This is a genomic window from Pseudomonas pohangensis (genome assembly GCF_900105995.1).
GTDB classification, from domain to species: Bacteria; Pseudomonadota; Gammaproteobacteria; order Pseudomonadales; family Pseudomonadaceae; genus Aquipseudomonas; species Aquipseudomonas pohangensis.
In genome coordinates this window covers 2302594-2326874 of sequence record NZ_LT629785.1, presented here as the reverse complement: position 1 = coordinate 2326874, position 24281 = coordinate 2302594, and the positions used below count along the sequence as shown (strand labels likewise).

At 57.1% G+C, this 24281-nt stretch carries 27 protein-coding genes and 1 pseudogene; 26 read left to right on the top strand and 2 right to left on the bottom strand.

The genetic code is table 11. The features are described from left to right. Positions 1 to 174 precede the first annotated feature (174 nt). Genes rluC through BLT89_RS10910 form a run of 3 tightly spaced genes read left to right on the top strand, consistent with a single transcriptional unit; the run spans position 175 to position 2749 of the window. A complete protein-coding gene (gene rluC, locus BLT89_RS10920) occupies positions 175 to 1128 on the top strand; it encodes a 23S rRNA pseudouridine(955/2504/2580) synthase RluC (protein ID WP_090195013.1) in 954 nt (317 codons plus the stop codon). Beyond that, positions 1121 to 1783, top strand: a complete 663-nt coding sequence (locus BLT89_RS10915) for an HAD-IA family hydrolase (RefSeq protein WP_090195011.1) — start codon at positions 1121 to 1123, stop codon at positions 1781 to 1783. Before rluC ends, BLT89_RS10915 begins: the two co-directional genes overlap by 8 nt. 18 nt (positions 1784 to 1801) lie before the next feature. After that, a complete protein-coding gene (locus tag BLT89_RS10910; RefSeq protein ID WP_090195008.1) occupies positions 1802 to 2749 on the top strand; it encodes a S49 family peptidase in 948 nt (315 codons plus the stop codon). A 19-nt stretch (positions 2750 to 2768) separates the two neighbouring features. Here the strand turns inward: BLT89_RS10910 and BLT89_RS10905 are convergent, their stop codons facing one another. Beyond that, positions 2769 to 3347, bottom strand: a complete 579-nt coding sequence (locus BLT89_RS10905; protein WP_090195006.1) for a Maf family protein — start codon at positions 3345 to 3347, stop codon at positions 2769 to 2771. A 100-nt stretch (positions 3348 to 3447) separates the two neighbouring features. Here BLT89_RS10905 and BLT89_RS10900 point away from each other — a divergent pair, with 100 nt between their 5' ends. The 16 genes and pseudogenes from BLT89_RS10900 to BLT89_RS10825 all read left to right on the top strand — a co-directional run bounded on the left by BLT89_RS10900 (position 3448) and on the right by BLT89_RS10825 (position 16175). After that, positions 3448 to 3975 carry a YceD family protein gene (locus BLT89_RS10900; RefSeq protein WP_090195004.1) on the top strand — a complete coding sequence of 176 codons (528 nt, stop codon included), beginning with the start codon at positions 3448 to 3450 and terminating at the stop codon, positions 3973 to 3975. 13 nt (positions 3976 to 3988) lie between these two features. Continuing rightward, entirely contained in the window at positions 3989 to 4171 is a 183-nt protein-coding gene (gene rpmF / locus BLT89_RS10895) for a 50S ribosomal protein L32 (RefSeq protein ID WP_009406838.1), read from the top strand. Positions 4172 to 4174: 3 nt separating this feature from the next. Further along, complete coding sequence (plsX, locus tag BLT89_RS10890) at positions 4175 to 5182, top strand: phosphate acyltransferase PlsX (RefSeq protein ID WP_090195001.1); 1008 nt, start codon at positions 4175 to 4177, stop codon at positions 5180 to 5182. A gap of 107 nt (positions 5183 to 5289) precedes the next feature. Further along, positions 5290 to 6228, top strand: coding sequence for an ACP S-malonyltransferase (gene fabD, locus BLT89_RS10885; protein WP_090194999.1), 939 nt, complete (start codon positions 5290 to 5292; stop codon positions 6226 to 6228). A gap of 14 nt (positions 6229 to 6242) precedes the next feature. Next, positions 6243 to 6986 carry a 3-oxoacyl-ACP reductase FabG gene (gene fabG, locus BLT89_RS10880; protein WP_090194996.1) on the top strand — a complete coding sequence of 248 codons (744 nt, stop codon included), beginning with the start codon at positions 6243 to 6245 and terminating at the stop codon, positions 6984 to 6986. Positions 6987 to 7180: 194 nt separating this feature from the next. Further along, on the top strand, positions 7181 to 7414 hold the full coding sequence (gene acpP / locus BLT89_RS10875; RefSeq protein WP_090194993.1) for an acyl carrier protein: 234 nt from the start codon (positions 7181 to 7183) through the stop codon (positions 7412 to 7414). Between the two features lie 94 nt (positions 7415 to 7508). After that, positions 7509 to 8753 (top strand): beta-ketoacyl-ACP synthase II, encoded by a 1245-nt coding sequence (fabF, locus tag BLT89_RS10870; RefSeq protein ID WP_090194989.1) that lies wholly within the window; start codon positions 7509 to 7511, stop codon positions 8751 to 8753. Next, the gene (gene pabC, locus BLT89_RS10865) at positions 8753 to 9568 is read left to right on the top strand and encodes an aminodeoxychorismate lyase (protein WP_090194986.1); all 816 of its coding nucleotides are present in this window, start codon (positions 8753 to 8755) and stop codon (positions 9566 to 9568) included. The genes fabF and pabC overlap by 1 nt, the downstream gene beginning before the upstream one ends. A 6-nt stretch (positions 9569 to 9574) precedes the next feature. Further along, the gene (gene mltG / locus BLT89_RS10860; RefSeq protein WP_090198945.1) at positions 9575 to 10627 is read left to right on the top strand and encodes an endolytic transglycosylase MltG; all 1053 of its coding nucleotides are present in this window, start codon (positions 9575 to 9577) and stop codon (positions 10625 to 10627) included. Beyond that, entirely contained in the window at positions 10624 to 11256 is a 633-nt protein-coding gene (gene tmk, locus BLT89_RS10855) for a dTMP kinase (RefSeq protein WP_090194983.1), read from the top strand. Before mltG ends, tmk begins: the two co-directional genes overlap by 4 nt. After that, entirely contained in the window at positions 11249 to 12235 is a 987-nt protein-coding gene (locus BLT89_RS10850; protein ID WP_090194980.1) for a DNA polymerase III subunit delta', read from the top strand. The genes tmk and BLT89_RS10850 overlap by 8 nt, the downstream gene beginning before the upstream one ends. Before the next feature lie 35 nt (positions 12236 to 12270). Then, positions 12271 to 12627: a PilZ domain-containing protein gene (locus tag BLT89_RS10845; protein ID WP_090194977.1), complete on the top strand. Its 357-nt coding sequence runs from the start codon at positions 12271 to 12273 to the stop codon at positions 12625 to 12627. A gap of 61 nt (positions 12628 to 12688) precedes the next feature. Further along, positions 12689 to 13474: a TatD family hydrolase gene (locus BLT89_RS10840; RefSeq protein WP_090194974.1), complete on the top strand. Its 786-nt coding sequence runs from the start codon at positions 12689 to 12691 to the stop codon at positions 13472 to 13474. 418 nt (positions 13475 to 13892) lie between these two features. Next, positions 13893 to 14531 (top strand): TetR/AcrR family transcriptional regulator, encoded by a 639-nt coding sequence (locus BLT89_RS10835; protein WP_090194972.1) that lies wholly within the window; start codon positions 13893 to 13895, stop codon positions 14529 to 14531. Positions 14532 to 14691: 160 nt separating this feature from the next. Continuing rightward, a pseudogene (locus tag BLT89_RS10830) lies at positions 14692 to 15589 on the top strand (radical SAM protein). Positions 15590 to 15605: 16 nt separating this feature from the next. After that, a complete protein-coding gene (locus BLT89_RS10825) occupies positions 15606 to 16175 on the top strand; it encodes a DUF1285 domain-containing protein (RefSeq protein WP_090194968.1) in 570 nt (189 codons plus the stop codon). A gap of 52 nt (positions 16176 to 16227) precedes the next feature. Here the strand turns inward: BLT89_RS10825 and BLT89_RS10820 are convergent, their stop codons facing one another. Beyond that, complete coding sequence (locus BLT89_RS10820) at positions 16228 to 17892, bottom strand: electron transfer flavoprotein-ubiquinone oxidoreductase (protein ID WP_090194965.1); 1665 nt, start codon at positions 17890 to 17892, stop codon at positions 16228 to 16230. 319 nt (positions 17893 to 18211) lie between these two features. Here BLT89_RS10820 and BLT89_RS10815 point away from each other — a divergent pair, with 319 nt between their 5' ends. From BLT89_RS10815 to BLT89_RS10785, 7 genes are all read left to right on the top strand, one after another. Then, positions 18212 to 18961 carry an electron transfer flavoprotein subunit beta/FixA family protein gene (locus BLT89_RS10815; protein ID WP_090194962.1) on the top strand — a complete coding sequence of 250 codons (750 nt, stop codon included), beginning with the start codon at positions 18212 to 18214 and terminating at the stop codon, positions 18959 to 18961. Continuing rightward, the gene (locus BLT89_RS10810; RefSeq protein ID WP_090194960.1) at positions 18962 to 19891 is read left to right on the top strand and encodes an electron transfer flavoprotein subunit alpha/FixB family protein; all 930 of its coding nucleotides are present in this window, start codon (positions 18962 to 18964) and stop codon (positions 19889 to 19891) included. A 101-nt stretch (positions 19892 to 19992) separates the two neighbouring features. After that, entirely contained in the window at positions 19993 to 20808 is an 816-nt protein-coding gene (locus BLT89_RS10805) for a substrate-binding periplasmic protein (RefSeq protein ID WP_231975013.1), read from the top strand. A 51-nt stretch (positions 20809 to 20859) separates the two neighbouring features. Continuing rightward, the gene (locus BLT89_RS10800) at positions 20860 to 21171 is read left to right on the top strand and encodes a DUF4398 domain-containing protein (protein ID WP_090194954.1); all 312 of its coding nucleotides are present in this window, start codon (positions 20860 to 20862) and stop codon (positions 21169 to 21171) included. Continuing rightward, positions 21168 to 21974 carry an OmpA family protein gene (locus tag BLT89_RS10795; protein WP_408003044.1) on the top strand — a complete coding sequence of 269 codons (807 nt, stop codon included), beginning with the start codon at positions 21168 to 21170 and terminating at the stop codon, positions 21972 to 21974. Before BLT89_RS10800 ends, BLT89_RS10795 begins: the two co-directional genes overlap by 4 nt. A 58-nt stretch (positions 21975 to 22032) precedes the next feature. Continuing rightward, on the top strand, positions 22033 to 22470 hold the full coding sequence (locus BLT89_RS10790) for a hypothetical protein (RefSeq protein ID WP_090194949.1): 438 nt from the start codon (positions 22033 to 22035) through the stop codon (positions 22468 to 22470). 153 nt (positions 22471 to 22623) lie between these two features. Beyond that, complete coding sequence (locus BLT89_RS10785; protein WP_231975012.1) at positions 22624 to 24261, top strand: mechanosensitive ion channel family protein; 1638 nt, start codon at positions 22624 to 22626, stop codon at positions 24259 to 24261. Positions 24262 to 24281 lie beyond the last annotated feature (20 nt).

Below are 24281 nucleotides of genomic sequence, written 5' to 3'. Positions count from 1 at the left end.
CGCGACAGTTCGGCGGATTTTCCGTGGGACGGCCAGGCGTCCTGAATGGCTTGCAGGTGGCGGGGGCAGTACGATTGGCACATATCCGCGAACCTGGCTGCTTTTGGCAGCGCATCGGAATATAGCAGTAATCATTAAGTGCTTCAATTACCTAAAAATTGTTATCATCGGCGGATGAATAATCCCGATGCTCCGATCACCGGTGTGCAGTTACTCGAAGTCGCTCCGGAGCTTGCCGGGCAGCGTATCGACAACTTTTTGCGCACCCAGCTCAAAGGCGTACCCAAGACCCTGATTTACCGGATTTTGCGTAAAGGCGAAGTGCGTGTGAACAAGGGGCGGATCAAGCCCGAATACAAACTGCAGGCCGGTGACGTGGTGCGTGTGCCGCCCTTGCGCCTGGCCGAGCGTGACGCCCCCGAGCCGCTGGCGCAGGGGTTGCTGGCGCGTCTGGAGGCCGCGATTGTTTTCGAAGACAAAGCCCTGATTGTGCTCAACAAGCCTGCCGGGATTGCCGTGCACGGTGGCAGCGGGCTGAATTACGGGGTTATCGAGGCTTTTCGGCAGCTGCGCCCGGACGCCAAGGAAATCGAACTGGTTCATCGTCTGGATCGGGATACGTCCGGCCTGTTGATGATCGCCAAAAAGCGCAGCATGTTGCGCCATCTGCATGAGGCTTTGCGCGGCGACGGTGTCGACAAGCGCTATCTGGCGCTGGTGCGCGGCAGCTGGCCGACAGCAAAGAAGCAGGTCAATGCACCGTTGTTGAAAAACAACCTGCGTTCGGGTGAGCGCATGGTCGAGGTGAACGTTGAAGGCAAGGAAGCGTTGACCACCTTTCGGGTGCTGCGCCGTTTTGGCGATTTCGCCACGCTGGTCGAAGCCAGCCCGATTACCGGGCGCACCCACCAGATTCGTGTGCATGCCAAGCATGCAGGGCATTCGATTGCCGGTGACAGTAAGTACGGTGACGAAGAGTTCACCCGCGAAATCCGTGAGCTGGGCGGCAAGCGTCTGTTTCTGCATGCGCACTCGTTGCGGGTCAAGCTGCCGGACGGCGAAATGCTGAGTGTTGAGGCACCGGTGGACGAGATCTGGGCGCGTACCCTGGAGCGTCTGGGTGCGTGACTATCAGCTGCTGATTTTTGACTGGGATGGTACGCTGGTTGACTCGATCGGGCGAATCGTCACTTCGCTGCGGCATGCAGCGGATGTTTGCGGCCTGCCGCAACTGGATGAAACGCGCCTGAAGGGTATTATCGGCCTGGGTATGGCCGAGGCGATTGACAGCCTTTATCCCGGTTTGCGCGAGTCTGTGCTGGCTGAACATTTTCGTGGCGCCTATGGCGAGCATTATCTGGCGCTGGAAAGACAGCCATCGACACTTTTTCCGGGTGTGCTTGAGGCGCTGGAGGCGTTTCGTGAAGATGGCTATCAGCTCGCAGTGGCCACCGGAAAGAGTCGCCGTGGTTTGCACAAGGTACTTGAAGGGCGTGGCTGGCTGGATTTTTTTGATGTAACCCGCTGTGCTGACGAAACCGCCAGCAAGCCGGATCCGTTGATGTTGCACGAGATTCTTGCGCATTGCCGGAAGCGTCCGGAGCAAGCGCTGATGGTTGGCGATTCCTTGTTTGATCTGCAGATGGCACGGCGGGCGAAGGTCTGTAGCGTGGCGGTGGGCCACGGCGCCCAACCGCTGGAGCTGTTGCAGGCGGAGTCGCCGGATCTGGCGATCAATCATTTTGACGAGTTGCGTGCCTGGCTGGGCCGGGGCGCGGAATAACCTTGAAGAGGGTTTTGTATGTCCGATGACAAAAGCTGGCAGTTGCTGGAGAAGGCGGTTCTTGCAGGTGTGCAGGAGCAGCGGCGGGCGCGGCGTTGGGGGATTTTCTTCAAGATACTGACCTTTGCGTATCTTTTTATTGCCCTTGCGCTGTTTTCGCCGGTGATGGATTTCCAGAAGCAGGCGGCGCGCAGTGAGAATCATACGGCGCTGATCGAAATTCGCGGCATGATTGCCGACAAGGAGGAGGCCAGCGCAGACAACATCATCACCAGCCTGCGTGCCGCCTTCGAAGACCCTAAAACAAAGGGTGTGGTGTTACGCATCAACAGTCCTGGCGGCAGTCCGGTGCAGTCATCCTATGTGTTTAACGAGATACGCCGCCTGCGTGGCGAGCATCCCGGGATCAAGGTTTATGCAGTAATTACCGACCTGGGTGCGTCGGGTGCGTACTACATTGCCAGTGCGGCGGATCAGATCTACGCAGACAAGAGCAGCCTGGTGGGCTCCATCGGAGTTACAGCCTCCGGTTTCGGCTTTGTCGGGGTCATGGAAAAGCTGGGCGTTGATCGACGCATCTACACCTCGGGCCAGCACAAGGCGTTTCTCGATCCGTTTCAGCCGCAAAAAGAAGATGAAACAGTCTTTTGGCAGGGTGTTCTCGATACCACTCACAAGCAATTCATTGCCAGCGTAAAGCTGGGCAGGGGCGACCGTCTCAAGGTGGAGGGCCATCCCGAGTTGTTTAGTGGCTTGATCTGGTCTGGTGAGCAGGCATTAGAGCTGGGTCTGATTGACGCTTATGGCAACGCCAGTCAGGTTGCACGTGATGTGATTGGCGAGAAGGAAATGGTCGATTACACCGTTCAGGACAATCCGTTTGACCGTTTTGCCAAGCGTATTGGTGCCAGTGTTGCGGAAAATATGGCTATCTGGATGGGCTTTCAGGGGCCGGCACTGCGCTGATCGGTAACACCGGCGGGCGTCAGGGGATTTTTATCCCTTCCTTGTCAAGCATATCGACCAGTCTGATCAGGGGTAATCCGATCAGGCTGGTTGCATCGCTGCCTTCGGTGCCACGGAACAGGCTGACGCCCAGCCCTTCCGCTTTGAAGCTGCCGGCACAGTCGAAAGGTTGTTCTGCTTCCAGATAGCGGCGGATCTGTGATTCGTCCAGTTCGCGAAAATGCACGGTAAAGGGTATGCAGTCGACCTGGCAGTGGCCGGTCTGGCTGTTCAGCAGGGCCAGCCCGGTAAGAAAGGTCACGCTGCGGCCGCTGGCTGCATGTAATTGAGCGGTTGCCCGTTGCAGCGTGTGTGGCTTGCCGAGAATCTCCTCGCCGAGTACCGCTACCTGGTCTGAGCCGATAATCAGATGCTGCTGATGGCTGGTTGCCACGGCCATGGCCTTTTCTTGCGCCAGGCGGGTTACCAGTTGGCTGGCATTTTCGTTCGATTGTCTTTGCTCATCAATTTCCGGGCTGCAGCAAGTGAAAGGCTGGTTAAGGCGCTGCAGCAGTTCGCGGCGGTAAGCAGAGCTGGAAGCAAGGACAAGCGGCAGCATCGGTATTTCCTGTCGGTTCGTTCTGCAAGCCAGTCTGCCGGCATGCAAGGTTGGAATTTGTTTTGACAGCAAAGGGGCACATCCATAGAATACCGCGCCTATGTTGAAAGGCCCTATTCCACCTCAGGTTGATCCACGCAAGCTGGCTGATCGGGCTGCTACCCTGGAGGGTGAGTTGCCTTTCAGTAGTTTGCCGCGTTTCAGTGAGCAACTGGAAGAGCGTACCGGTGTCGTTCGCGCGAAGTTCGTTTTCGAGCGGGAAGAGCGCAGGGTCGCAGTGATTCGTTGCGAGCTTGATGCCGAGGTCAAGATGGTTTGCCAGCGTTGTCTTGAGCTGGCGGTATTGCCTGTTCATGTTGAAAGCGCTTTTCAGATAATCAGGGAAGGCGCATCGGACAGTGCGGTAGCAAAAGGTTATGAAGCACTTGAAGTTGGTGAAGAGTTGCTGGATTTGCTGACGTTGGCGGAAGACGAGCTGTTGCTCGCATTGCCCATCGTACCTCTTCACGACAGAGAAAATTGCCAGCAGTTGGCGGGCTTTGATGAGTCTGATCAGCCGCAGGACGAGGTTAAGCGGTCCAACCCGTTCGATGTACTGGCACAGTTAAAGCGTGACCCAAACGTTTAGGAGTTAATCAGTTATGGCTGTTCAGCAGAACAAAAAATCCCGCTCTGCCCGTGATATGCGTCGTTCGCACGATGCTCTCGAGGCTAACGCTCTGTCGGTTGAGAAAACCACCGGTGAAGTTCACCTGCGTCACCATGTATCGCCAGAAGGCGTATACCGTGGTCGCAAAGTGATTGACAAGGGCGCTGACGAGTAATCCTTGTCCGCTCCAGTCATCGCGATTGATGCAATGGGCGGGGACCTTGGTCCCCGCTGCATTGTTCCGGCCAGTATTGCCTGTCTGGCTGAGTTCCCCTCGTTACATCTGGTCCTCGTCGGCCAATCCTCCCTGCTTGAAGAATTGATTGCCGGCATGCCTGCGGTTGATCGTTCGCGCCTGAAAATCGAAAACGCCGACGAGATCATTGGCATGGACGAGCGTCCAGCACAGGCGTTGCGCAGCAAGCCTGATTCGTCAATGCGTGTTGCCCTGGAGCTGGTACGCAGCGGTCGCGCCAATGCCTGCGTCAGCGCAGGCAATACCGGCGCGCTCATGGCGTTGTCACGCTATTTGCTCAAGACTCTGCCTGGTATTGACCGTCCGGCAATGATCAGCGCCATTCCATCGGCTAACGGTTTTTGCCACCTGCTTGACCTGGGTGCCAATGTTGATTGCTCTGCGGAACATCTTTACCAGTTTGCAGTTATGGGCTCGGTAGCCGTCGAGGCTTTGGGTGTCCCCAACCCGCGAGTAGCCCTGCTCAATGTCGGTACCGAGGACATCAAGGGTAACCAGCAGGTCAAATTGGCCGCTGCAATGCTCCAGCAGGCATCAGGGCTGAACTATATCGGCTATGTCGAAGGCGACGGGCTTTACCGCGGAAAGGCGGATGTTGTGGTCTGCGATGGCTTTGTTGGCAACGTTCTGTTGAAGTCCAGCGAAGGCTTGGCGGCAATGATTGCCGAGCGTGTCGAGACACTGTTTTCGGAAAGTATCGGCTCACGAATGGTCGGCGGGCTCGCCTTGCCGTTTCTGAAACGTCTGCATAAGGACCTGGCTCCGGAAACCCATAACGGTGCTAGCCTGCTGGGACTGCAGGGTATTGTGATCAAGAGTCATGGTGCTGCCGATCAGGACAGTTTTCAGAGTGCCATCAGGCTGGCATTGGTGGAGGTTCGTGAAAATCTGCCGGAAAAACTGCATGGCAGGCTTGAGGAACTGTTGTAAAACTTGTGACGCCTGCTGCTAAAAGTCCATCCAAGGCTCAGTTTCTTGCTTCTGCTGGCTTTGCAGGGCAATTTGGCAGATAACCCGCTCACCAGGAGATGTATTTGATGTCCACCTCCACCGCATTTGTTTTTCCCGGACAAGGCTCCCAGTCCCTTGGCATGCTGGCCGAGCAAGGTGAAAAGCAGCCATTGATTGTGGAATGCTTCAGTGAGGCTTCCGCAGCCCTTGGCTATGACCTGTGGGCTTTGACCCAGCAGGGTCCGGAAGAGCTTCTCAATCAAACCGACAAAACCCAGCCAGCAATACTGGCGGCTTCCGTTGCCCTTTGGCGTCTGTGGCTGGCTGAAGGTGGCGCTGTGCCTGCCTATGTTGCAGGGCACAGCCTTGGCGAGTACTCGGCTCTGGTGGCCGCAGGCAGTCTAGGTTTTGCTGATGCATTGCGTCTGGTAGAGCTGCGAGGCCAGTTGATGCAGCAGGCTGTACCGGCCGGGCAAGGCGGCATGGCGGCCATTCTTGGGCTGGAAGATGCGGATGTCGCGACGGCTTGTGCCGAAGCGGCACAGGATGAAGTTGTCAGCGCGGTCAACTTCAATGCCCCCGGCCAGGTGGTTATTGCCGGCTCTGCAGCAGCTGTTGAGCGCGCTATCGAAGCTTGCAAGGCACGTGGAGCAAAGCGTGCAATGTCGCTGCCGGTCAGTGTGCCTTCGCATTGTGCCTTGATGAAGCCGGCAGCCGAACGCTTTGCCGTCTCGCTGGAGGCAATTGCCTGGCAGCCTCCCAAGGTTCCTTTGGTGCAGAATGTAAGTGCCTCGATTGTGGCGGATCTGGCTACCCTCAAGAGCGACCTGCTGGCGCAGCTTTACAGCCCGGTTCGCTGGGTTGAGTCGATGGTGTGCCTGTCCGGTCAGGGCGTTACCAATCTGGTTGAATGCGGGCCTGGCAAGGTGCTTGGCGGTCTGAACAAGCGCTGTGTCAAAGGTATAAACACATACAGTCTGGAAACCCCGGATGCTTTTGCTGCCACGTTGGCAGCATTGGCCTGAAAAGGAGATAACCCATGAGTCTGCAAGGTAAGGTTGCACTGGTTACCGGAGCCACTCGAGGAATTGGCCAGGCGATAGCGCTGGAGCTGGGACGTCAGGGCGCAGTTGTTATTGGCACTGCCACTTCACCTTCCGGAGCTGAAAAAATTGCCGAAACGCTCAAGGAAAATGGCATTCAGGGTGCCGGTCTGGTACTGGATGTAGGAAGTAGCGAATCGGTCGCAACAACGCTGGAGCATATACAACAGCATCTGGGGCAGCCGTTGATTCTGGTGAACAACGCCGGCATTACCCGTGACAACCTGATGATGCGCATGAAGGACGACGAGTGGTTTGATGTGGTCAATACCAACCTGAACAGCCTGTTCAGGCTATCCAAGGCGGTACTGCGCGGCATGACCAAGGCACGCTGGGGCCGAATTATCAATATCGGTTCGGTGGTAGGTGCAATGGGCAACGGTGGTCAGGCCAACTATGCTGCCTCCAAGGCCGGTCTGGAAGGTTTTGGCCGTGCGCTGGCCCGGGAAGTAGGTTCGCGCGCCATTACGGTGAATGCTGTGGCGCCCGGCTTTATCGATACCGACATGACCCGTGAACTGCCCGAAGCACAACGCGAAGCGTTGCTGGCGCAGATCCCGTTGGGGAGGCTCGGGCAGGCTGAAGAAATTGCAAAAGTGGTCGCTTTTCTCGCTTCTGATGGCGCTGCCTATGTAACTGGCGCTACCATTCCGGTTAACGGCGGCATGTACATGAGTTGAATCTGGCGGATAGCTTTGGACTGTCATACATTTGATAACCATGTTTCCGTTATAAAAAAGCAATTGGTTTATAGTCATACGATTGAAGAGAAAGAGGGTCGAAACACCTTCTGGCTTGAAAAGCGCAAATCCATGTCTATACACTTAACACATCATTGCGGTTCCGGTTTTATCCATAGGAGTGAAAACAACGTATGAGTACCATCGAAGAGCGCGTCAAGAAAATCGTTGCCGAGCAGCTGGGCGTCAAGGAAGAAGAAGTCACCAACAGTGCTTCCTTCGTTGAAGATCTGGGTGCCGACTCGCTTGACACCGTTGAGCTGGTGATGGCTCTGGAAGAAGAGTTCGAGACCGAAATCCCGGACGACAAAGCAGAGAAGATTACTACTGTTCAGGAAGCTATCGATTACATCAACGCTCACGGGTAATCCTGTAGTCGTCGATTTCTGATCTGCAAAAGCCGCACGTCTGATGAAGCCGTGCGGCTTTTCTTTAGCTGTAGAACAAAAAGAGGATGTTGCTGTGTCCCGAAGACGTGTCGTTGTCACCGGTCTTGGCATGTTGTCTCCATTGGGTGTTGATGTGGCCAGTTCATGGCAGGGGGTTCTTGACGGGCGCAGCGGTATCGGCCTGATAGAACATGTTGACCTGTCTGCCCATGGCACCCGTTTTGGCGGTTCGGTCAGGGGTTTCGACGTCGAGCAATATCTGTCTGTCAAAGAAGCCCGCAAGCTTGATATGTTCATTCAGTACGGGCTTGCTGCCGGTTTTCAGGCGGTTCGTGATTCGGGACTGGAAATTACCGATGCCAATCGCGAGCGTGTCGGTGTGGCCTTGGGCTCCGGTATCGGCGGCCTTACCAACATCGAGAACAATGCGGTTGTGCTCAACCAGCAAGGGCCCCGGCGTATCTCGCCGTTCCTGGTGCCCGGCTCGATCATCAACATGATTTCCGGCTTTCTTTCGATTCATCTGGGTGTGCAGGGCCCGAACTATGCCATTGCCACTGCCTGTACCACGGGCACCCACTGCATAGGTATGGCAGCGCGCAATATCGCTTACGGCGAAGCCGATGTGATGATTGCCGGTGGCTCGGAGATGGCGACTTGCGGCCTGGGCATTGGCGGTTTTGGCGCAGCACGTGCGTTGTCCACCCGCAATGATGATCCTCAAGCTGCCAGTCGGCCTTGGGACAAGGGTCGCGATGGCTTTGTCCTTTCGGATGGGGCAGGTGCCCTGGTGCTTGAAGAGCTGGAGCATGCCAAGGCCCGTGGTGCCACCATCTATGCCGAGCTGGTTGGCTTTGGCATGAGCGGTGATGCCTATCATATGACTTCGCCACCGGCGGATGGTGCAGGCGCTGCGCGCTGTATGGCCAATGCCGTGCGCGATTCCGGGCTCAATCCCGAGCAAATTCACTACATCAACGCCCACGGTACCTCTACCCCGGCAGGAGACATTGCCGAGGCTACGGCGGTGAAGAGCGTGTTTGGCGATCATGCCTACAAGCTGGCGGTAAGCTCAACCAAGTCGATGACTGGCCACTTGCTCGGAGCGGCGGGTGCTGTTGAGGCTATCTTCAGTGTATTGGCGATTCGCGATCAGGTCGCGCCACCGACCATCAACCTGCAGGATCCGGATGAAGGTTGTGATCTGGACTTTGTAGCGCATCAGGCCAAACCCATGACCATTGATGCCGTGCTGTCCAACTCCTTCGGGTTCGGTGGTACCAACGGTTCGCTGGTATTCAGACGGTTTGCTGGTTGATGCCATGCTGGGTCAACGGCGTACCAGCCGAAGGGGTTCCGGTACGGGATCGCGGGCTGGCTTATGGTGATGGCCTTTTCGAAACCATAAGCGTCAGGCAGGGCCGGGCGCGTTTGCTGGATCGCCATCTGCAACGGCTTCAACTTGGTTGTCAGCGCTTGCAGATACCGCTGGGGATCGATTCGCTGCGAGCGGAAATATCCAGCTTTGCCATGCAAGTCGGCGATGGGGTGGCCAAACTGATTGTCACCCGTGGCAGTGGCATGCGCGGCTACGCCTTTCCACAGCCGCAGCAAGCCCTCCGGATTTTGCAGGGTTCACCATTGCCGGATTATCCGGCAGCGCATGCAGAGCAGGGTGTGAAGCTGTTTTCCTGCGCAACGCGGCTGGCCGAACAGCCCTTGCTGGCTGGCATCAAACACCTTAATCGTCTGGAGCAAGTCCTTGCCCGGGCAGAGTGGCAGGACCCGGGCTATGCCGAGGGGCTGATGCAGGACCACTCGGGCAGAGTGATCGAGGGCGTTTCCAGTAACCTGTTCATGGTCGACGCTGGTCAGTTGCTGACTCCTGCTCTGCAGCGCTGCGGGGTTGCCGGCGTGATGCGTGCAGAAATCATCGAACAGTCAGAACGTCTGGGTATCACCTGTGCAGTGCGAGATATAGGTCTTGCAGAGCTGATGGAAGCCGATGAGGTTTTTCTTTGCAACAGCCTCTTTGGCATCTGGCCGGTACGAGAGCTGGCAGGGCGTGTTTGGGAACGCGGTGAGTTGACGCGCATTTTGCAAAATAATCTGCATGATTTGCTGGGCGGCTGAACGATGATGCGCAAATTACTGTTGTTACTGCAGACCGGATTACTGTTGGCAGGCTTGCTTCTGCTCGCCTGCATCTGGTTGCAGCGGCAGGCACTGCAGCAGCCGTTACAGATCAGCGGCGAGTATCTGCTCGACGTTTCTCCCGGCGCCACACCCGGCGGTTTGTTGAATCGGCTTGAAACCGAGCAGGTTTTGACTGGTGCCTTCTGGTTGCGTCAGTACTGGCGCTTCAATCTTGACGAAATATCCCTGCACAGTGGCGAGTATCGGCTGCTCAAAGGCATGACGGCTCGGGACCTGCTGAGTCTGTGGCAGCGCGCCGAAGTGGTGCAGTACAGCGTGGCGTTTATCGAGGGGTGGAATTTTCGCCAGTTGCGCGCTGCGTTGGCTCAACAAGAGAAGCTCGAGCAAACCCTGACTGAACTCAGTGACCAGCAGGTGATGGCGGCGGTTGGTTGGCCGGATGCGCATCCCGAAGGCTGGTTTTTCCCTGATACGTACAAGTATGTGCGCGGCATGCGAGACGTCGATCTGCTGGAGCAGGCGGCCAGGCGCCAGCAACAGGTTCTGGCCGAAGAGTGGCAGGAGCGCGCGCCGGATTTGCCATACAGCGATCCCTATGAGGCGCTGATAATGGCCTCCCTGATCGAAAAAGAGACCGGTGTAGGCGCTGAGCGCGAGCAGATTTCCGGTGTTTTTGTGCGGCGCTTGCGGCTGAATATGCTGCTACAGACGGATCCGACGGTCATTTATGGGCTGGGTGAACGCTACAAGGGCAACCTTACGCGGGCCAATCTGCGTGAGGCGAGTGCCTATAACACCTACCTGAACCCGGGACTGCCACCCACTCCCATTGCGCTCGCCGGTCGCGAGGCCATCCACGCGGCTTTGCACCCGGCTGATGGGGAATCCCTGTATTTTGTCGCCCGCGGGGATGGCAGCCATGTATTCTCGAAAACCCTGAGCGAACACAATAAAGCCGTGCGTGAATATCAACTCAAACGCAGAGCGGATTACCGATCCAGTCCGGCGCCAAAATCAACCAAGGAAACCCAGTGAGCGGTCTGTTTATTACCCTGGAAGGGCCGGAAGGCGCTGGCAAAAGCACCAATCGTGAGTATCTGGCTGAATGCCTGCGGGCACGTGGTATCGAAGTGTTGCTCACCCGTGAACCCGGAGGTACCCCTCTGGCAGAACGCATTCGCGAATTGCTGCTGGCACCTTCAGACGAGCCCATGTGCGCTGATGCCGAGTTGCTGTTGATGTTTGCTGCCCGCGCCCAGCATCTGCAGGCGGTGATCCGACCGGCCTTGCGCAAGGGCTCGGTGGTCTTGTGTGATCGTTTTACCGATGCGACCTACGCCTATCAGGGCGGCGGCAGAGGGGTGTCGTTCGAGCGTATCGGGATTCTTGAGGATTTCGTTCAGGGGGCATTGCGCCCGGATCTGACGCTGGTTTTTGATTTGCCGGTTGAGGTCGGCTTGAGCCGGGCTGCCACGCGAGGCCGGCTGGACCGTTTTGAACAGGAAGGGCGCGGATTTTTCGAGGCGGTACGCAATACCTATCTGCAGCGTGCCGCCGCCGCACCCTCGCGCTACCGGGTGATCGATGCAGGTCAGGACCTGGCACGGGTGCAACAGGCACTGGATCAGCTGTTGCCCGAGTTGCTGGAGCGTTGCCTTGCTTGATATTTATCCATGGCAGCAGACGCTCTGGCAGCAACTGGTGTCGCGCCAGCAACATGCCCATGCCTATCTGCTGCAAGGTCCTTCCGGTATCGGCAAGCGGGTGCTTGCCGATCAGCTGGCGGCACGCCTGCTATGCCTGCAGCCACAGGCGCTTTCTGCTTGCGGGGATTGCAAGTCCTGCCACTTGCTGGCGGCTGGCTCCCATCCGGATCTCTACGTGTTGCAGCCTGAAGAGGTGGATAAGGCGATCAAGGTTGATCAGGTGCGCGAACTGGTCGATTTTGTGGTGCAGACCGCCCATCTTGCAGGTCGCAAAGTGGTGGTGCTCGAACCTGCCGAAGCAATGAACCCGAATTCGGCCAACGCCCTGTTGAAAAGCCTGGAAGAGCCAGCTGGCAATACGGTGATGTTGTTGATCAGCCATCAGCCCAGCCGCTTGCTGCCTACCATCAAAAGTCGTTGCGTCCAGCAGAACTGTCCTTTGCCCGGCGAGGCACAAAGCCTGGCCTGGATACAGGAGAAACATCCGCAGCTAAGCAGTCAGCAAGCCTTCGAGCTGCTTGCCCTGGCCGGTGGCTCGCCGCTGACGGCTTTACGCTTGTTCGATCTGGATGTGGTCGGTTTGCGTGCAAAAGTGGTCGAGGGCATCAAGAAGCTGCTCAAGCAGCAGGTTTCGCCCAGTCAGCTGGCTGAAAGCTGGAATGCGGTTCCGTTGCCGTTGCTGTTTGACTGGTTTTGCGACTGGTCACAGGTATTGCTGCGCTATCAGCTCACCGCCGATCAGGCTGAGCTGGGTCTGGAAGATATGCGTGCGGTCTTGCAATACCTCGCCGAGAAGGCGGCGCAGTCGAAAGTGCTGGTGCTGCAGGATTGGTTGCTGTTGCAGCGGCAAAAGGTCATAGGTCGCGCCAACCTCAATCGGAATCTGTTGCTCGAGGCATTGCTCGTGCAGTGGGCAAGCCTCCCTCGTCCGAGCTAGAATCAGACGCTGAATAACTTAGTCGGGAAGGTTGCATGAGCCAGTCACCTAACATGAGTCCGCGTAGCGGCATGTTGTCTCTGACCATCAAGGACAAATCGGTGCTCTATGCGGCCTATATGCCTTTTATCAGAAATGGCGGTTTGTTCATTCCAACCAATAAAAACTACAAGCTGGGCGATGAAGTGTTCATGCTGCTCAGCCTGATGGAGGAGCCGGAGAAAATTCCGGTTGCCGGCAAGGTTGTCTGGATTACGCCGAAAGGTGCCCAGGGCAGCCGCGCTGCCGGGGTGGGGGTGCAGTTCAATGATGGCGACCCGACTGCCCGCAACAAGATAGAAACCTATCTGGCCGGCGCCCTGAAGTCGGATCGACCTACCCATACGATGTAATGTGTAATCCAGTTCTCTTGGCCGGCTTGTGTCCGGCTATTCAACCCTGTCTAGTGAAAGCATGCTGATCGACTCCCACTGCCATCTCGATCGCCTTGACCTGTCAGCCCATGAAGGGTCGCTGGACAAGGCCCTTGCGGCGGCCAGAGCGCGGGGCGTCGAGCGATTTCTCTGTATCGGTGTCAGTACCGCTAACGCTGCAGCGGTCAAGTCGCTAGCCGAGCGTTATACCGATGTGTATTGCACCATCGGTGTGCACCCGCTGGATACCGCAACGGATACTGTTCCGGCTCTGAGCTGGTTGCTGGAAGAGTTGAATCACCCGCGCGTGGTCGCCATCGGTGAAACAGGTCTGGACTACCACTACCAGCCGGAAGCGGCACAGCTGCAGCAGGAATCCTTTCGCCTGCATCTGGAAGCGGCGCAGATCACTGGAAAACCGGTCATTGTGCATACCCGCGAAGCGCGGGCTGATACGCTTGGAATGTTGCGGGAAGCCGACTTGCCGCAGGCGGGGGTGTTGCACTGTTTCACCGAGGATTGGCCCACTGCAGCCGCTGCGCTGGATATGGGCTTTTACATATCGCTGTCGGGCATTGTCACCTTTCGCAACGCCGACTCGCTGCGCGACGTGGCCAGGCGCGTTCCGGCCGACCGCTTGCTGGTGGAAACCGATGCCCCTTATCTCGCCCCTGTGCCGCATCGTGGCAAATCGAACCTGCCTGAATATGTTCGCGATGTGGCGGAATTTATTGCCCAGCTGAGGGGTGTCAGTTACGAGACGATTACTAGCCAGACGGGAGCCAATTTTCAGCGTTTATTCCCGCTCACGGTATCTGGAGGCTGACGCCTGGACAAAAAAAAACCCGGACTCAGGGGGGAATCCGGGCAATACCATTAGGAGTAACACAAAGGTACACAATCCACGGTACCTGATACCAGCGGAGCGCTTGGGGGGGAGCACTACACGCCGGTAACTGAAAGTATTGTTCAGTTCCAGTGAACTTCCAGCCGGGCCAGCACTAATTTTTAAACGTATTTGGAATACCCGAGGGGCTGTTGAGCACTCATGCCCAAAGCATCTGGCTTCGTGCCTGGTTCCCCGTATTGCGCCTTCATCTTCACGGGGGCCGCCGTGTGTAGCGCTACGTTGAGCCAACTCCGTCGCTAACCTGCTGATAATGTTGGGTTGCTTGAGTGATTCGTGCAATTTGGTACTGAATCGGGATAATAGGAGGTCTTGCTATTTACCGTGCAGTACAGCCATGCAGACAGAACCCCGCAAAATCAGAGAATTTCGCCGCCGAGAGCAGGAAATTCTCGATACTTCGCTCAAGCTGTTTCTTGAGGAAGGTGAAGACAGCGTCACGGTCGAAATGATCGCCGATGCAGTGGGCATCGGGAAAGGCACCATATACAAGCATTTCAAGTCCAAATCGGAAATCTATTTGCGACTGATGCTGGACTATGAGCGTGACTTGAATGCGCTATTGCAGGCAGTGGACTATGACCGCGACAAGGATGCTCTTTCGCGCGCGTACTTCGAATACCGCATGCGGGATCCCAAGCGTTACCGGTTGTTCTCCAGACTTGAAGAAAAGGTTGTCAAGGTAAACCAGTTACCGACCATGATTGCCGAGTTGCACGCGATCCGTGCCTCCAACCTGAACTACCTGAACCAGCTTGTGAAAGGCCGGATTGCCGAAGGGAAACTGGAGGACGTACCGCCCAATTTTCATGTGCTTGCGGCATGGGCGCTGGTGCATGGTGCGGTGGGCCTGTATCACTCGCCGTTCTGGAGTGAGCAGATGGAAGATCAGGAGCGATTCTTCCAGTTCCTCATGGACATCGGCGTGCGCATGGGTAACCGGCGCAAACGTGACAGCGAGCAACCCGCAAGCTGAGTCATGGTGTCCGGTGTGGGCCAGGCGCTTCGCCAGTGTTGCGTGTCGGCCCGTGAGCCGCTCTGCACCGGCCGGTGCGTGCTGACATCTGGCAGCCGTTAGTCCAGCGTCCGGATTATCAGGACTTGGCGTCTGAACATCTTTCCTGTTGGAGGGGACCATGGCCAACCCGGTATTTCCCATTGACTACATTGAGCCGGTATTTCGCCCGCCGAGCGAAGCCCATTCACTGATTCTTCCCGTGACCAACGGTTGTTCGTGGAACAAATGCACTTTCTGCGAAAATGTACACTGCCGAGCAGAAGCGCTTTCGTGCCCGCGCTGAAGCCGATGTGCTGGAAGAAATCCGTCGATGCGGCGAGCGCTTGATTGTGCAACGGGTATTTCTCGCCGATGGCGATGCGCTGGTGCTGCCAACCCATCGATTGTTGACCATTCTGCGGGCCATCCGCGAACAGCTGCCGGAGGTAACCAGGGTTTCGAGCTATTGTTTACCACGCAACTTGCGCAAGAAATCTGTAGAGGAGCTCAAGGAGCTTGCCGATGCCGGCTTGCAGATGGTCTATGTCGGCGCAGAGTCGGGCGATGATGAGGTGCTGAGCAGGGTCAACAAGGGGGAGACTTTCGACTCGACCCTGAGTGCCCTGGACAAACTCGGGGCGGCAGGCATAACCCGCTCGGTGATGATCCTCAACGGGCTCGGTGGCAAACGTTTGAGTGAACAGCATGCGGATAATTCGGCACGCCTGATGAATGCTGCCCAGCCGGAGTTTCTGTCCACGCTGGTGGTCAGTTTTCCGGGCGGATCCGAGCGGTTTCGCCAGTCGTTTGCCGATTTCGAAGAGCTGGACCAGCATTCGCTATTCCTGGAGGTTGAGCGAATGCTGCAAGGGCTTGAACTGAAAGACACGGTTTTCCGCAGCGACCATGCGTCGAACTATCTGGTGCTCAAGGGCAACCTTGGCGCGGACAAGGCACAGATGCTCGGGCAGGTGCGTCGTGCCATAGAGCAGCCACAGCTGGCGGGGTTGCGGCAGGAGTGGCAGCGGGGCTTATGACGGAGGAAACTGCAGAATGACTGATATAGGCAAGGTAGGCGATCTGCTGGGTCAAATTCCCAGGAGCAAGGAAAAGGGCTTGCCGCCGGTACATCTGTGGAATCCGGAGTGCTGCGGCGATATCGATATGCGGATTGCGCGTGACGGTACCTGGTATTACATGGGTACGCCGATCGGGCGAAAGCCGATGGTAAAACTGTTTTCCACCATCATCCGGCGTGATGGCGATGACTACTTTCTGGTCACTCCCGTGGAAAAGTGCGGTATTACCGTCGATGACGCACCGTTTGTTGCCGTTACGCTGTCGGTTGAAGGGGAGGGGCAGGAACAGCTGCTGACCTTCACCACCAATGTCGATGACCGGGTGGTTGCCGGGGCAGAGCACCCGCTCAGGGTCGAGACAGACCCGCTAACGGGTGAGCCAGCGCCCTATCTGCATGTGCGGGTTAATCTTGAGGCCCTGATCCATCGGAACGTGTTCTACCAGCTGGTCGATATGGCTGTCACCGAGACCCGGGATGGTCGGGATTGGCTGGGTGTCTGGAGCGGTGGACAGTTCTTCCCGATCGGGTTGTCTCCGGAGTAAATCGGGGGAATTAAAAAAGGCTCCCGGGGGAGCCTTTTTTATTGTTACCGGATCACATGTTGGGGTAGTTCGGGCCGCCAGTGCCTTCCGGGGCTACCCAGGTGATGTTCTGTGATGGGTCCTTGATATCACAGGTTTTGCAGTGCACGCAGTTCTGCGCATTGATCTGGAATTTTTTCTCGCCATCTTCATTGACGACAATTTCATAGACGCCCGCCGGGCAATAGCGCTGGGCCGGTTCGTCGTAGAGTGGCAGATTGCGCTCCAGCGGAATATTGGCATCGGTCAGGCGCAGGTGACAGGGCTGCTCTTCTTCGTGGTTGGTGTTGGAGAGGAACACCGAAGACAGCTTGTCGAAGCTGAGCTTGCCGTCCGGCTTCGGGTAGTCGATGCGTGTGCATTCGGCTGCCGGCTTCAGGTGGGCGTAGTCCGGGGTCAGATCGTGCAGGGTGAAGGGAATCTTGCCGCCAAAAATGTTCTGGTCAACAAAGTTGAACGCGCCACCAAAAAACACGCCGAGCTTGTGGATGGCCGGGCCGAAGTTGCGGCTGCGGAACAGTTCGTCGTAGAGCCAGCTGGATTTGAACGCATCGACATAGCCGGTCAGCTGGTCACCGCCCTCCTTGCCGGCCAGCAGCGCGTCGGCAGCGGCATCGGCAGCGAGCATGCCGGACTTCATGGCGGTATGGCTGCCCTTGATCTTGGCAAAGTTCAGCGTGCCGAGGTCACAGCCAACCAGAGCGCCGCCCGGGAAGACCATCTTCGGCAGGGAGTTCAGGCCGCCTTTGCAAATGGCACGTGCGCCATAGGACACGCGCTTGCCGCCTTCCAGGTATTGGGCAACCACCGGGTGGTGCTTGTAACGCTGGAATTCGTCGAACGGCGAAAGGAAAGCGTTGCTGTAGGACAGATCCACGATCAGGCCGATCACGACCTGATTGTTCTCAATGTGGTAGAGGAAAGATCCGCCGGTGTTTTCACTATCGGTCAGCGACAAAGGCCAGCCGGCCGTGTGAATGACCAGGCCTTCTTCGTGTTTGGCCGGATCGATGTCCCAGATCTCCTTGATGCCAATGCCGTAGTGCTGGGCATCTGCTTCGGAGTCCAGGTTGTACTTCTTGATCAGTTGCTTGCCAAGGTGGCCGCGGCAGCCTTCGGCAAACAGCGTGTACTTGGCGCGCAATTCCATACCGGGCGTGTAATAGCCTTCTTTGGGATTGCCCTCGCGGTCCACACCCAGGTCACCGGTGATGATGCCGCGCACAACGCCATTATCATCGATCAGGGCTTCCTGAGCGGCAAAGCCCGGGTAGATTTCCACACCCAGATTTTCCGCCTGCTGAGCCAGCCAGCGGCAGAAATTTCCCAGGGAAATAATGTAGTTGCCTTCGTTGTGCATGGTTTTTGGCACAAAGAAGTTTGGAATCTTGCTGGCTTTATCCTTGTCCTTGAGCAAATAGATATCGTCGCGCTTGACCGCGGTGTTCAGTGGCGCGCCGAGTTCTTTCCAGTTCGGGAACAGCTCGTTCAGCGCGCGAGGTTCGAAAACGGCACCCGAGAGGATATGTGCGCCGACTTCGGAGCCTTTTTCCACGACGCAGACGCTGATTTCCTTGCCAGCTTCGGCGGCCCTTTGTTTCAGGCGGCATGCGGCAGACAAGCCGGATGGTCCGGCACCAACGATAACAACGTCGAATTCCATGTATTCGCGTTCCACAGACGATCTCCTGCTCAGGACTTGTACTTTTTCACTAGGGGTAAGTGGACCTGTCTAATGCAGGACGGCTCGATTCTAATGTGCATGCTTGGTCAGTACAATCCAAACGTTCGTTTGAATTTTTGCGCAAGCCATGTGCCGCAGGGCGCTGCGGGTAACTGCAGAACGGCCAATGTATTGACCCTGCAAAAGGTTGCGGTCAAGATAGGCGCCCGTTTCACCTCTGCCACAATGGCTGGCATATGTGTTCTGCGGATCAGCGGAGCGGCCAAGCTGGACTTGGCGACATCTTTATTCACCGGAAAGTGCCGAGGAATTCATGAAGGTTCTTGTAGCTGTCAAACGAGTTGTTGACTACAACGTCAAGGTTCGCGTCAAGGCGGATAACTCCGGCGTTGATCTGGCCAACGTCAAGATGTCGATGAACCCATTCTGCGAAATTGCCGTAGAAGAGGCTGTTCGTCTGAAGGAAAAGGGCGTTGCCACCGAGATCGTCGTGGTCAGCATCGGCCCGACCACTGCGCAGGAGCAATTGCGTACCGCATTGGCTCTGGGCGCAGACCGCGCGATTCTGGTCGAGTCCGCCGAAGAGTTGAATTCGCTGGCCGTGGCCAAACTGCTCAAGGCAGTGGTCGACAAGGAGCAACCGCAACTGGTGGTTCTTGGCAAGCAGTCGATTGACAGCGATAACAACCAGACCGGCCAGATGCTGGCGGCATTGAGCGGTTACGCGCAGGGTACTTTTGCCTCCAAGGTGGAAGTGGCCGGCGACAAGGTCAATGTCACCCGGGAAATCGATGGTGGTCTGCAGACTGTTGCATTGAACCTGCCGGCAATCGTGACGACGGATTTGCGTCTCAACGAGCCGCGTTATGCATCGTTGCCAAACATCATGAAAGCCAAGAAGAAGCCACTGGAAGTGCTGACCCCGGACGCACTGGGTGTTGCTACTGCCTCGACTCTGAAGACCCTGAAAGTGGAAGCGCCGGCTGCTCGCAGCGCTGGCATCAAGGTCAAGTCGGTGGCTGAACTGGTCGAGAAACTCAAGAACGAGGCGAAGGTAATCTAAATGACTATCCTGGTAATCGCTGAACACACTAATGCCGCCCTTGCGCCAGCCACCCTGAATACCGTGGCCGCTGCACAGAAGATCGGTGGTGACATTCACGTACTGGTTGCCGGTGCTGCTTGCGCTGCTGCTGCCGAAGCTGCCTCCAAGGTAGCCGGTGTAGCCAAGGTATTGCTGGCTGAGAACGCAGCTTACGCTCACCAGTTGCCGGAAAACGTTGCTCCGCTGGTCGCGGAGCTGGGCAAAGGTTGCAGCCACATTCTGGCCGCAGCCACTTCCAACGGTAAGAACATCCTGCCACGCGTTGCTGCGCTGCTGGATGTCGACCAGATTTCCGAAATCATCAGCGTAGAAAGCGCCGACACCTTCAAGCGTCCGATCTACGCCGGTAACGCCATTGCTACCGTGCAGTCCTCGGCTGCGGTCAAGGTGATCACTGTGCGTGCTACAGGCTTTGATGCCGTTGCCGCTGAAGGTGGTTCGGCTGCAGTTGAAGCTGTCAGCGGTGCCGCTGATGCCGGCAAGTCGAGCTTTGTCGGCGAAGAGCTGGCCAAGTCGGACCGGCCTGAGCTGACCGCTGCCAAGATCGTCGTTTCTGGCGGACGCGGCATGCAGAATGGCGATAACTTCAAGCTGCTCTACACCCTGGCTGACAAGATTGGTGCCGCGGTTGGCGCATCGCGTGCTGCCGTGGATGCGGGCTTTGTACCGAATGACATGCAGGTCGGTCAGACCGGCAAGATCGTTGCTCCTCAGCTGTATATCGCCGTCGGTATTTCCGGCGCGATCCAGCATCTGGCAGGGATGAAGGACTCGAAAGTCATTGTTGCGATCAACAAGGATGAAGAGGCCCCGATCTTCCAGGTTGCAGACTACGGTCTGGTCGCTGATCTGTTTGACGCAGTACCGGAGCTGGAAACGCTGGTTTAAGCGTTTCTGCTTCAACAAAAAGCCCGCTGAACAGCGGGCTTTTTGCTATCACCGCATTGATTTGCGGAGTTTTCGCAATTCTGTACTGATTGAGAGAGTCCATGGTTCTGCGTTCGCTGGTTTTCCTTGTGTTGATGGGCGTGCTGGCCGTAGAGGCGAGCGCTGCGCCCAGCTGCGAAAAACTGATAGCCACGGGTAATCCCGACTATCCCCCCTATCTGTGGCGTGATCCGGCGAATACCCGGAAGCTGATCGGCGCTGATGCTGATTTACTCAAGCAGATCGGCGAGCAGATTGGTGTAAAGATTGAAGTTATCTACGCCGGTACTCAGGCTGAGGCCGAGGAAGATGTGCGCGCCGGCCGGGCCGATCTGTTGCTGGCAACCCGCAAGAATCTGCCACAGCTTGAACAGATGGATTATGTGCATCCGGCCATGCACAGGACCTACACCCGGGTCTGGATGCAAAAGGCCCGGTCGTTTCCCTATGCTGGCTGGGATGACCTGCTGGGCCGTTCCGGCGAAACAACTCCGGCTACCGCATTGAGCCCGGAGTTCGACAGTTTTGCCCGCCAGAGCCTGATGTTGCAGCCGGCGCAGGGATTGGCCAAGGCTTTCCAGAAGCTCCTGTTGGGGCGTATCGATTATGTGCTGGCAGAGGGTTATCCGGGACAGTTGGTGGCCGCTCAGCTGGGTATCAGCGAACAGCTGGATGCAAGTGGTCCTGCAGTTTCCGGCACGCAGTTGTATCTGGCGCTCTCACACAATTCGGCCTGTAACGATGTGGAGCTGCGCGGACAACTGGCCAGAAAAATGACAGAATTGGTTGATTCCGCTGCTCCGGAAGCTTTGTTGAAGAGCAACGTGCAGCGCTGGCAGGCACAGCAGGTACCTGTCGAGGCAATTCTGAAAGATTAGGATAATTCCGTGAACAATCCCCTTTTGCTTTGCACCCTTGCCGGACTGGCCATGACCGGTTGCGCTAACGCACCGGCGCCAAACGCCCAGTTGCAATTGACCGAGCAAGTTGTAGCCCAGGCCGCTTCGGTGGGTGCGGACAATCAGTTGGCGGAGATGAAACTGGCACAGGACAAGCTGGCGCTGGCGCAGAAGAATATGGGTGAGCAGGATTACAAGCGTGCACGGATGCTGGCCGAACAGGCCGAGCTGGATGCGCGGCTGGCCGAGAGCAAGGTGCTGGTAGCCAAGAGTGAGGCACAACTGGCCGAGTTGCGCAGCAAGATTGCCGGGTTGCGCGAACAGCTGGGGGCTCAGCAATGATGCGTAATCTGCTGCTGATTGGCGGTCTTGGGCTTCTGCTGCTGACAGGTTGCAGCAGCCAGCAGGGTAGCGAGAAGGCGCTTGCGGAGGCCAGAAGCCGTTACCAGCAGATCGAGCATGATCCCCAGGTGCTGCGCAGCGCACCCAAGGACGTGGTGCGTGCCGGAGAGACGCTGGCACGCGCAGAGACGCTGGCTACCTACTGGGGCACTTCTGCCGACGTGGCCCATTTCGCCTATTTGAGTCAGCGCTATAGCGAGATTTCCGAGCAGGAAAGCCGTCTGCTACTGCTGCAGGAGAAACAGGTAAAACTGGAGAGGCAGTTGCAGAACCTGCAGCTGATCCTGCGTGAAGACAAGCTGTTGACTTTGCAACAGCGCAAGGACTGGGCAGCAGAGCAGTTGGTCAGTCTCGACAGCAACGAAACCGATCGCGGCCTGGTGATGACCCTCGGCGATGTACTGTTTTCCGGTGGCAGTGCCAACCTGACACCGGCGGCCAATCGCACCGTATTGAAACTGGTGCAATTCCTTCAGCTCAATCCGCGCCGGGTTATCCGTATTGAAGGTTACAGCGACAGTAATGGCGAAGAAGCGGATAATCTGGAATTGTCCCGTCAGCGGGCGCAGTCGGTTGCCGATGTGCTGATTGATCTGGGCGTGGATTCGCAGCGGATGGTCGTGGATGGCTATGGTGAAAACTATCCGATTGCTGACAATGCCTCCACGCGTGGCCGCGCACAGAATCGCCGGGTGGAAATTGTCTTTTCAGGTCAAGACGGGCAAATGCCGCCGGCCCGCTGACCGCAATAGCGGTTAGCCGGCACCTACTGCATGCCGGCTGCAGCATGGGGTCAGTCAGATGAATATGCGTATCCTGCCAGTTGTGCTCGGCTTTCTGCTGAGTGCTTGCGGGGATGATCCGCCACCCGCTCAGCCGGTGGTTGAGGTGCCACCGGTACTTGAACCCGCAATGCCTATGGCCGTCCCGGAGTCGTTGCCTGAGCAACCACGCAAAGTGGAGAAAAAGGTGGCTTTGCCGGAAAGCTCTTCCAGCGAACCGTTGCCCTCGGTAGACCTGCGTTTGCCCCCGGAGTTGGTGAAAGAGCTGCGTTTTGACGGTCCGCTGGACGAGGAGCAGGACGCGCCTTTGCTACCGCCGCTGTTTGGGGATAAAGCCGAGAAAGAGAGTCGCTTCAGGCTTGATGGAAGTCTGTTTACCAATGAAAATCTGCTGGATGGCGGGCCCTCGGTGAAGGCCATTGATGGTGCTGAAGTGCAACTTGAGTACAAGAACTGATACCACCGGGATTGATGACGATAATCAGCCGGCCGTATTGACTGAAAGTTGCTTCGCCAGGACCGCGTTGCCCGGCTGCTACGCGGTCTTTCCCGGTGTGGGTGATAGTCTGTCTGTTCGGCCTGAGGCTTCCGGCCAGCGAGGAGTGTTCTGATGTACAAGCCGCTACAATTTATCGCTACTCGCTGTATGGCTGTCCTGCTGCTGATGTTTCCCCTGCTGGGCTTTTCGGCGGAGTTTCTCGATGAAGAAATTGACAAGGGAATACCACCGGCAACGCTGAAAGTGGCTAATCGTGCGGTCATGGTGTTCCGCGCCGAACTGCTGGGCGAAACACCTGAACGACGCGCAGCGCGGGCCTACGCGGTGATCAATGAGGTGCTCGAAAGCGGCGATGCTGTCGAGGTCAAACTGGACCCTATCCAGAACGGCTACATCATCCTGATAGATAATCGCCGTGCGTTCTTCGTCACACCCATGGATGTGGATACGCAAAGTCTGCAAACGGTGGCAGAGGCGGCCAATGAAGCAGCCGAAAATTTGCGTCTGGTGGTCGCCGAAACCCAGGAAAGCCGTGACCTGCGGCAGATGCTGAATGCTTCGGCCTTTTCCACGGCGGCGACGCTGATTTTTGTCGGGTTGATCCGGCTTATCTACTTTTTACGTAGCAAAGTGGCGCAAGTGCTGCCGGGACTCATGCAGCGCCAGGTCAAAGCGCTGAAGCTGGGGGGCACCCAGGTGGTGGATGTGCATCACCTGTTCCCGGTGGTGAGCAAAGTACTGCAGGTCCTGCGCTGGCTGTTCATTCTCTTGCTGACCTATGAGTGGCTCAGTTTTGTCCTGATTCAGTTTCCCTACACCCGTCCCTGGGGCGAGAGCCTTAGTGGGTATCTGCTGGAAGTCGCCACGTACCTGTTCCGTGGCACCGTCAATGCCGTACCCGGGCTTATCATCGCACTGGCGATTTTCTTTCTGGCGCGCGGCTTTAGTGGTTTCATTCAAGGCTTGCTCAGGCGTCTGGCCGCGCCAAGCAGAAGTGAGCGCTGGCTGAATCTGGAAACCCTGTCGCCAACGCAGCGCCTGGTTTCGATTGCCATCTGGCTGTTTGCGCTGGCCATGGCCTATCCCTACCTGCCGGGTGCCGGCACCGATGCGTTCAAGGGACTGTCGGTACTGGTCGGCCTGATGGTTTCACTGGGTGCTTCGAGTGTGATTGGTCAGGCCGCTTCCGGCCTGATTCTGACCTATACCCGCACCTTGCGTGCCGGCGAGTATGTGCGGATCGGTGAGCATGAAGGCACGGTGACGAATCTCGGCATATTTACCACACGCATCCGCACCGGACTTGGCGAGGTGCTGACCATTCCCAACTCGATGATTACCGGCACCGTGACCAAAAACTACTCGCGGGCGGTGGTGGGTACAGGCTATGTGGTGGATGCCGTTGTAACCATCGGCTATGACACCCCCTGGCGCCAGGTGGAAGCCATGCTGATTGAAGCGGCAAAGCGCACCGAAGGCATTCTCAACAATCCTCACCCGCAGGTTTTCCAGACGGCGCTGACCGATTTTTATCCCGAGTACCGGCTGGTTGCCCAGGCTATTCCCAGCCAGCCGCAGCCGCGCGCAGAGTTGCTGACTGCGCTGCATGCGAATATCCAGGATGTGTTCAATGAATACGGTGTGCAGATCATGTCTCCGCACTACGTCGCCGATCCGCAGCAGGCCAAGCTGGTGATGAAGGAAAACTGGTATGCCGCACCGGCCAAGCCAGAGCCGGTGAAAGAATAATGGGTTGTGCGCTCAGGGCT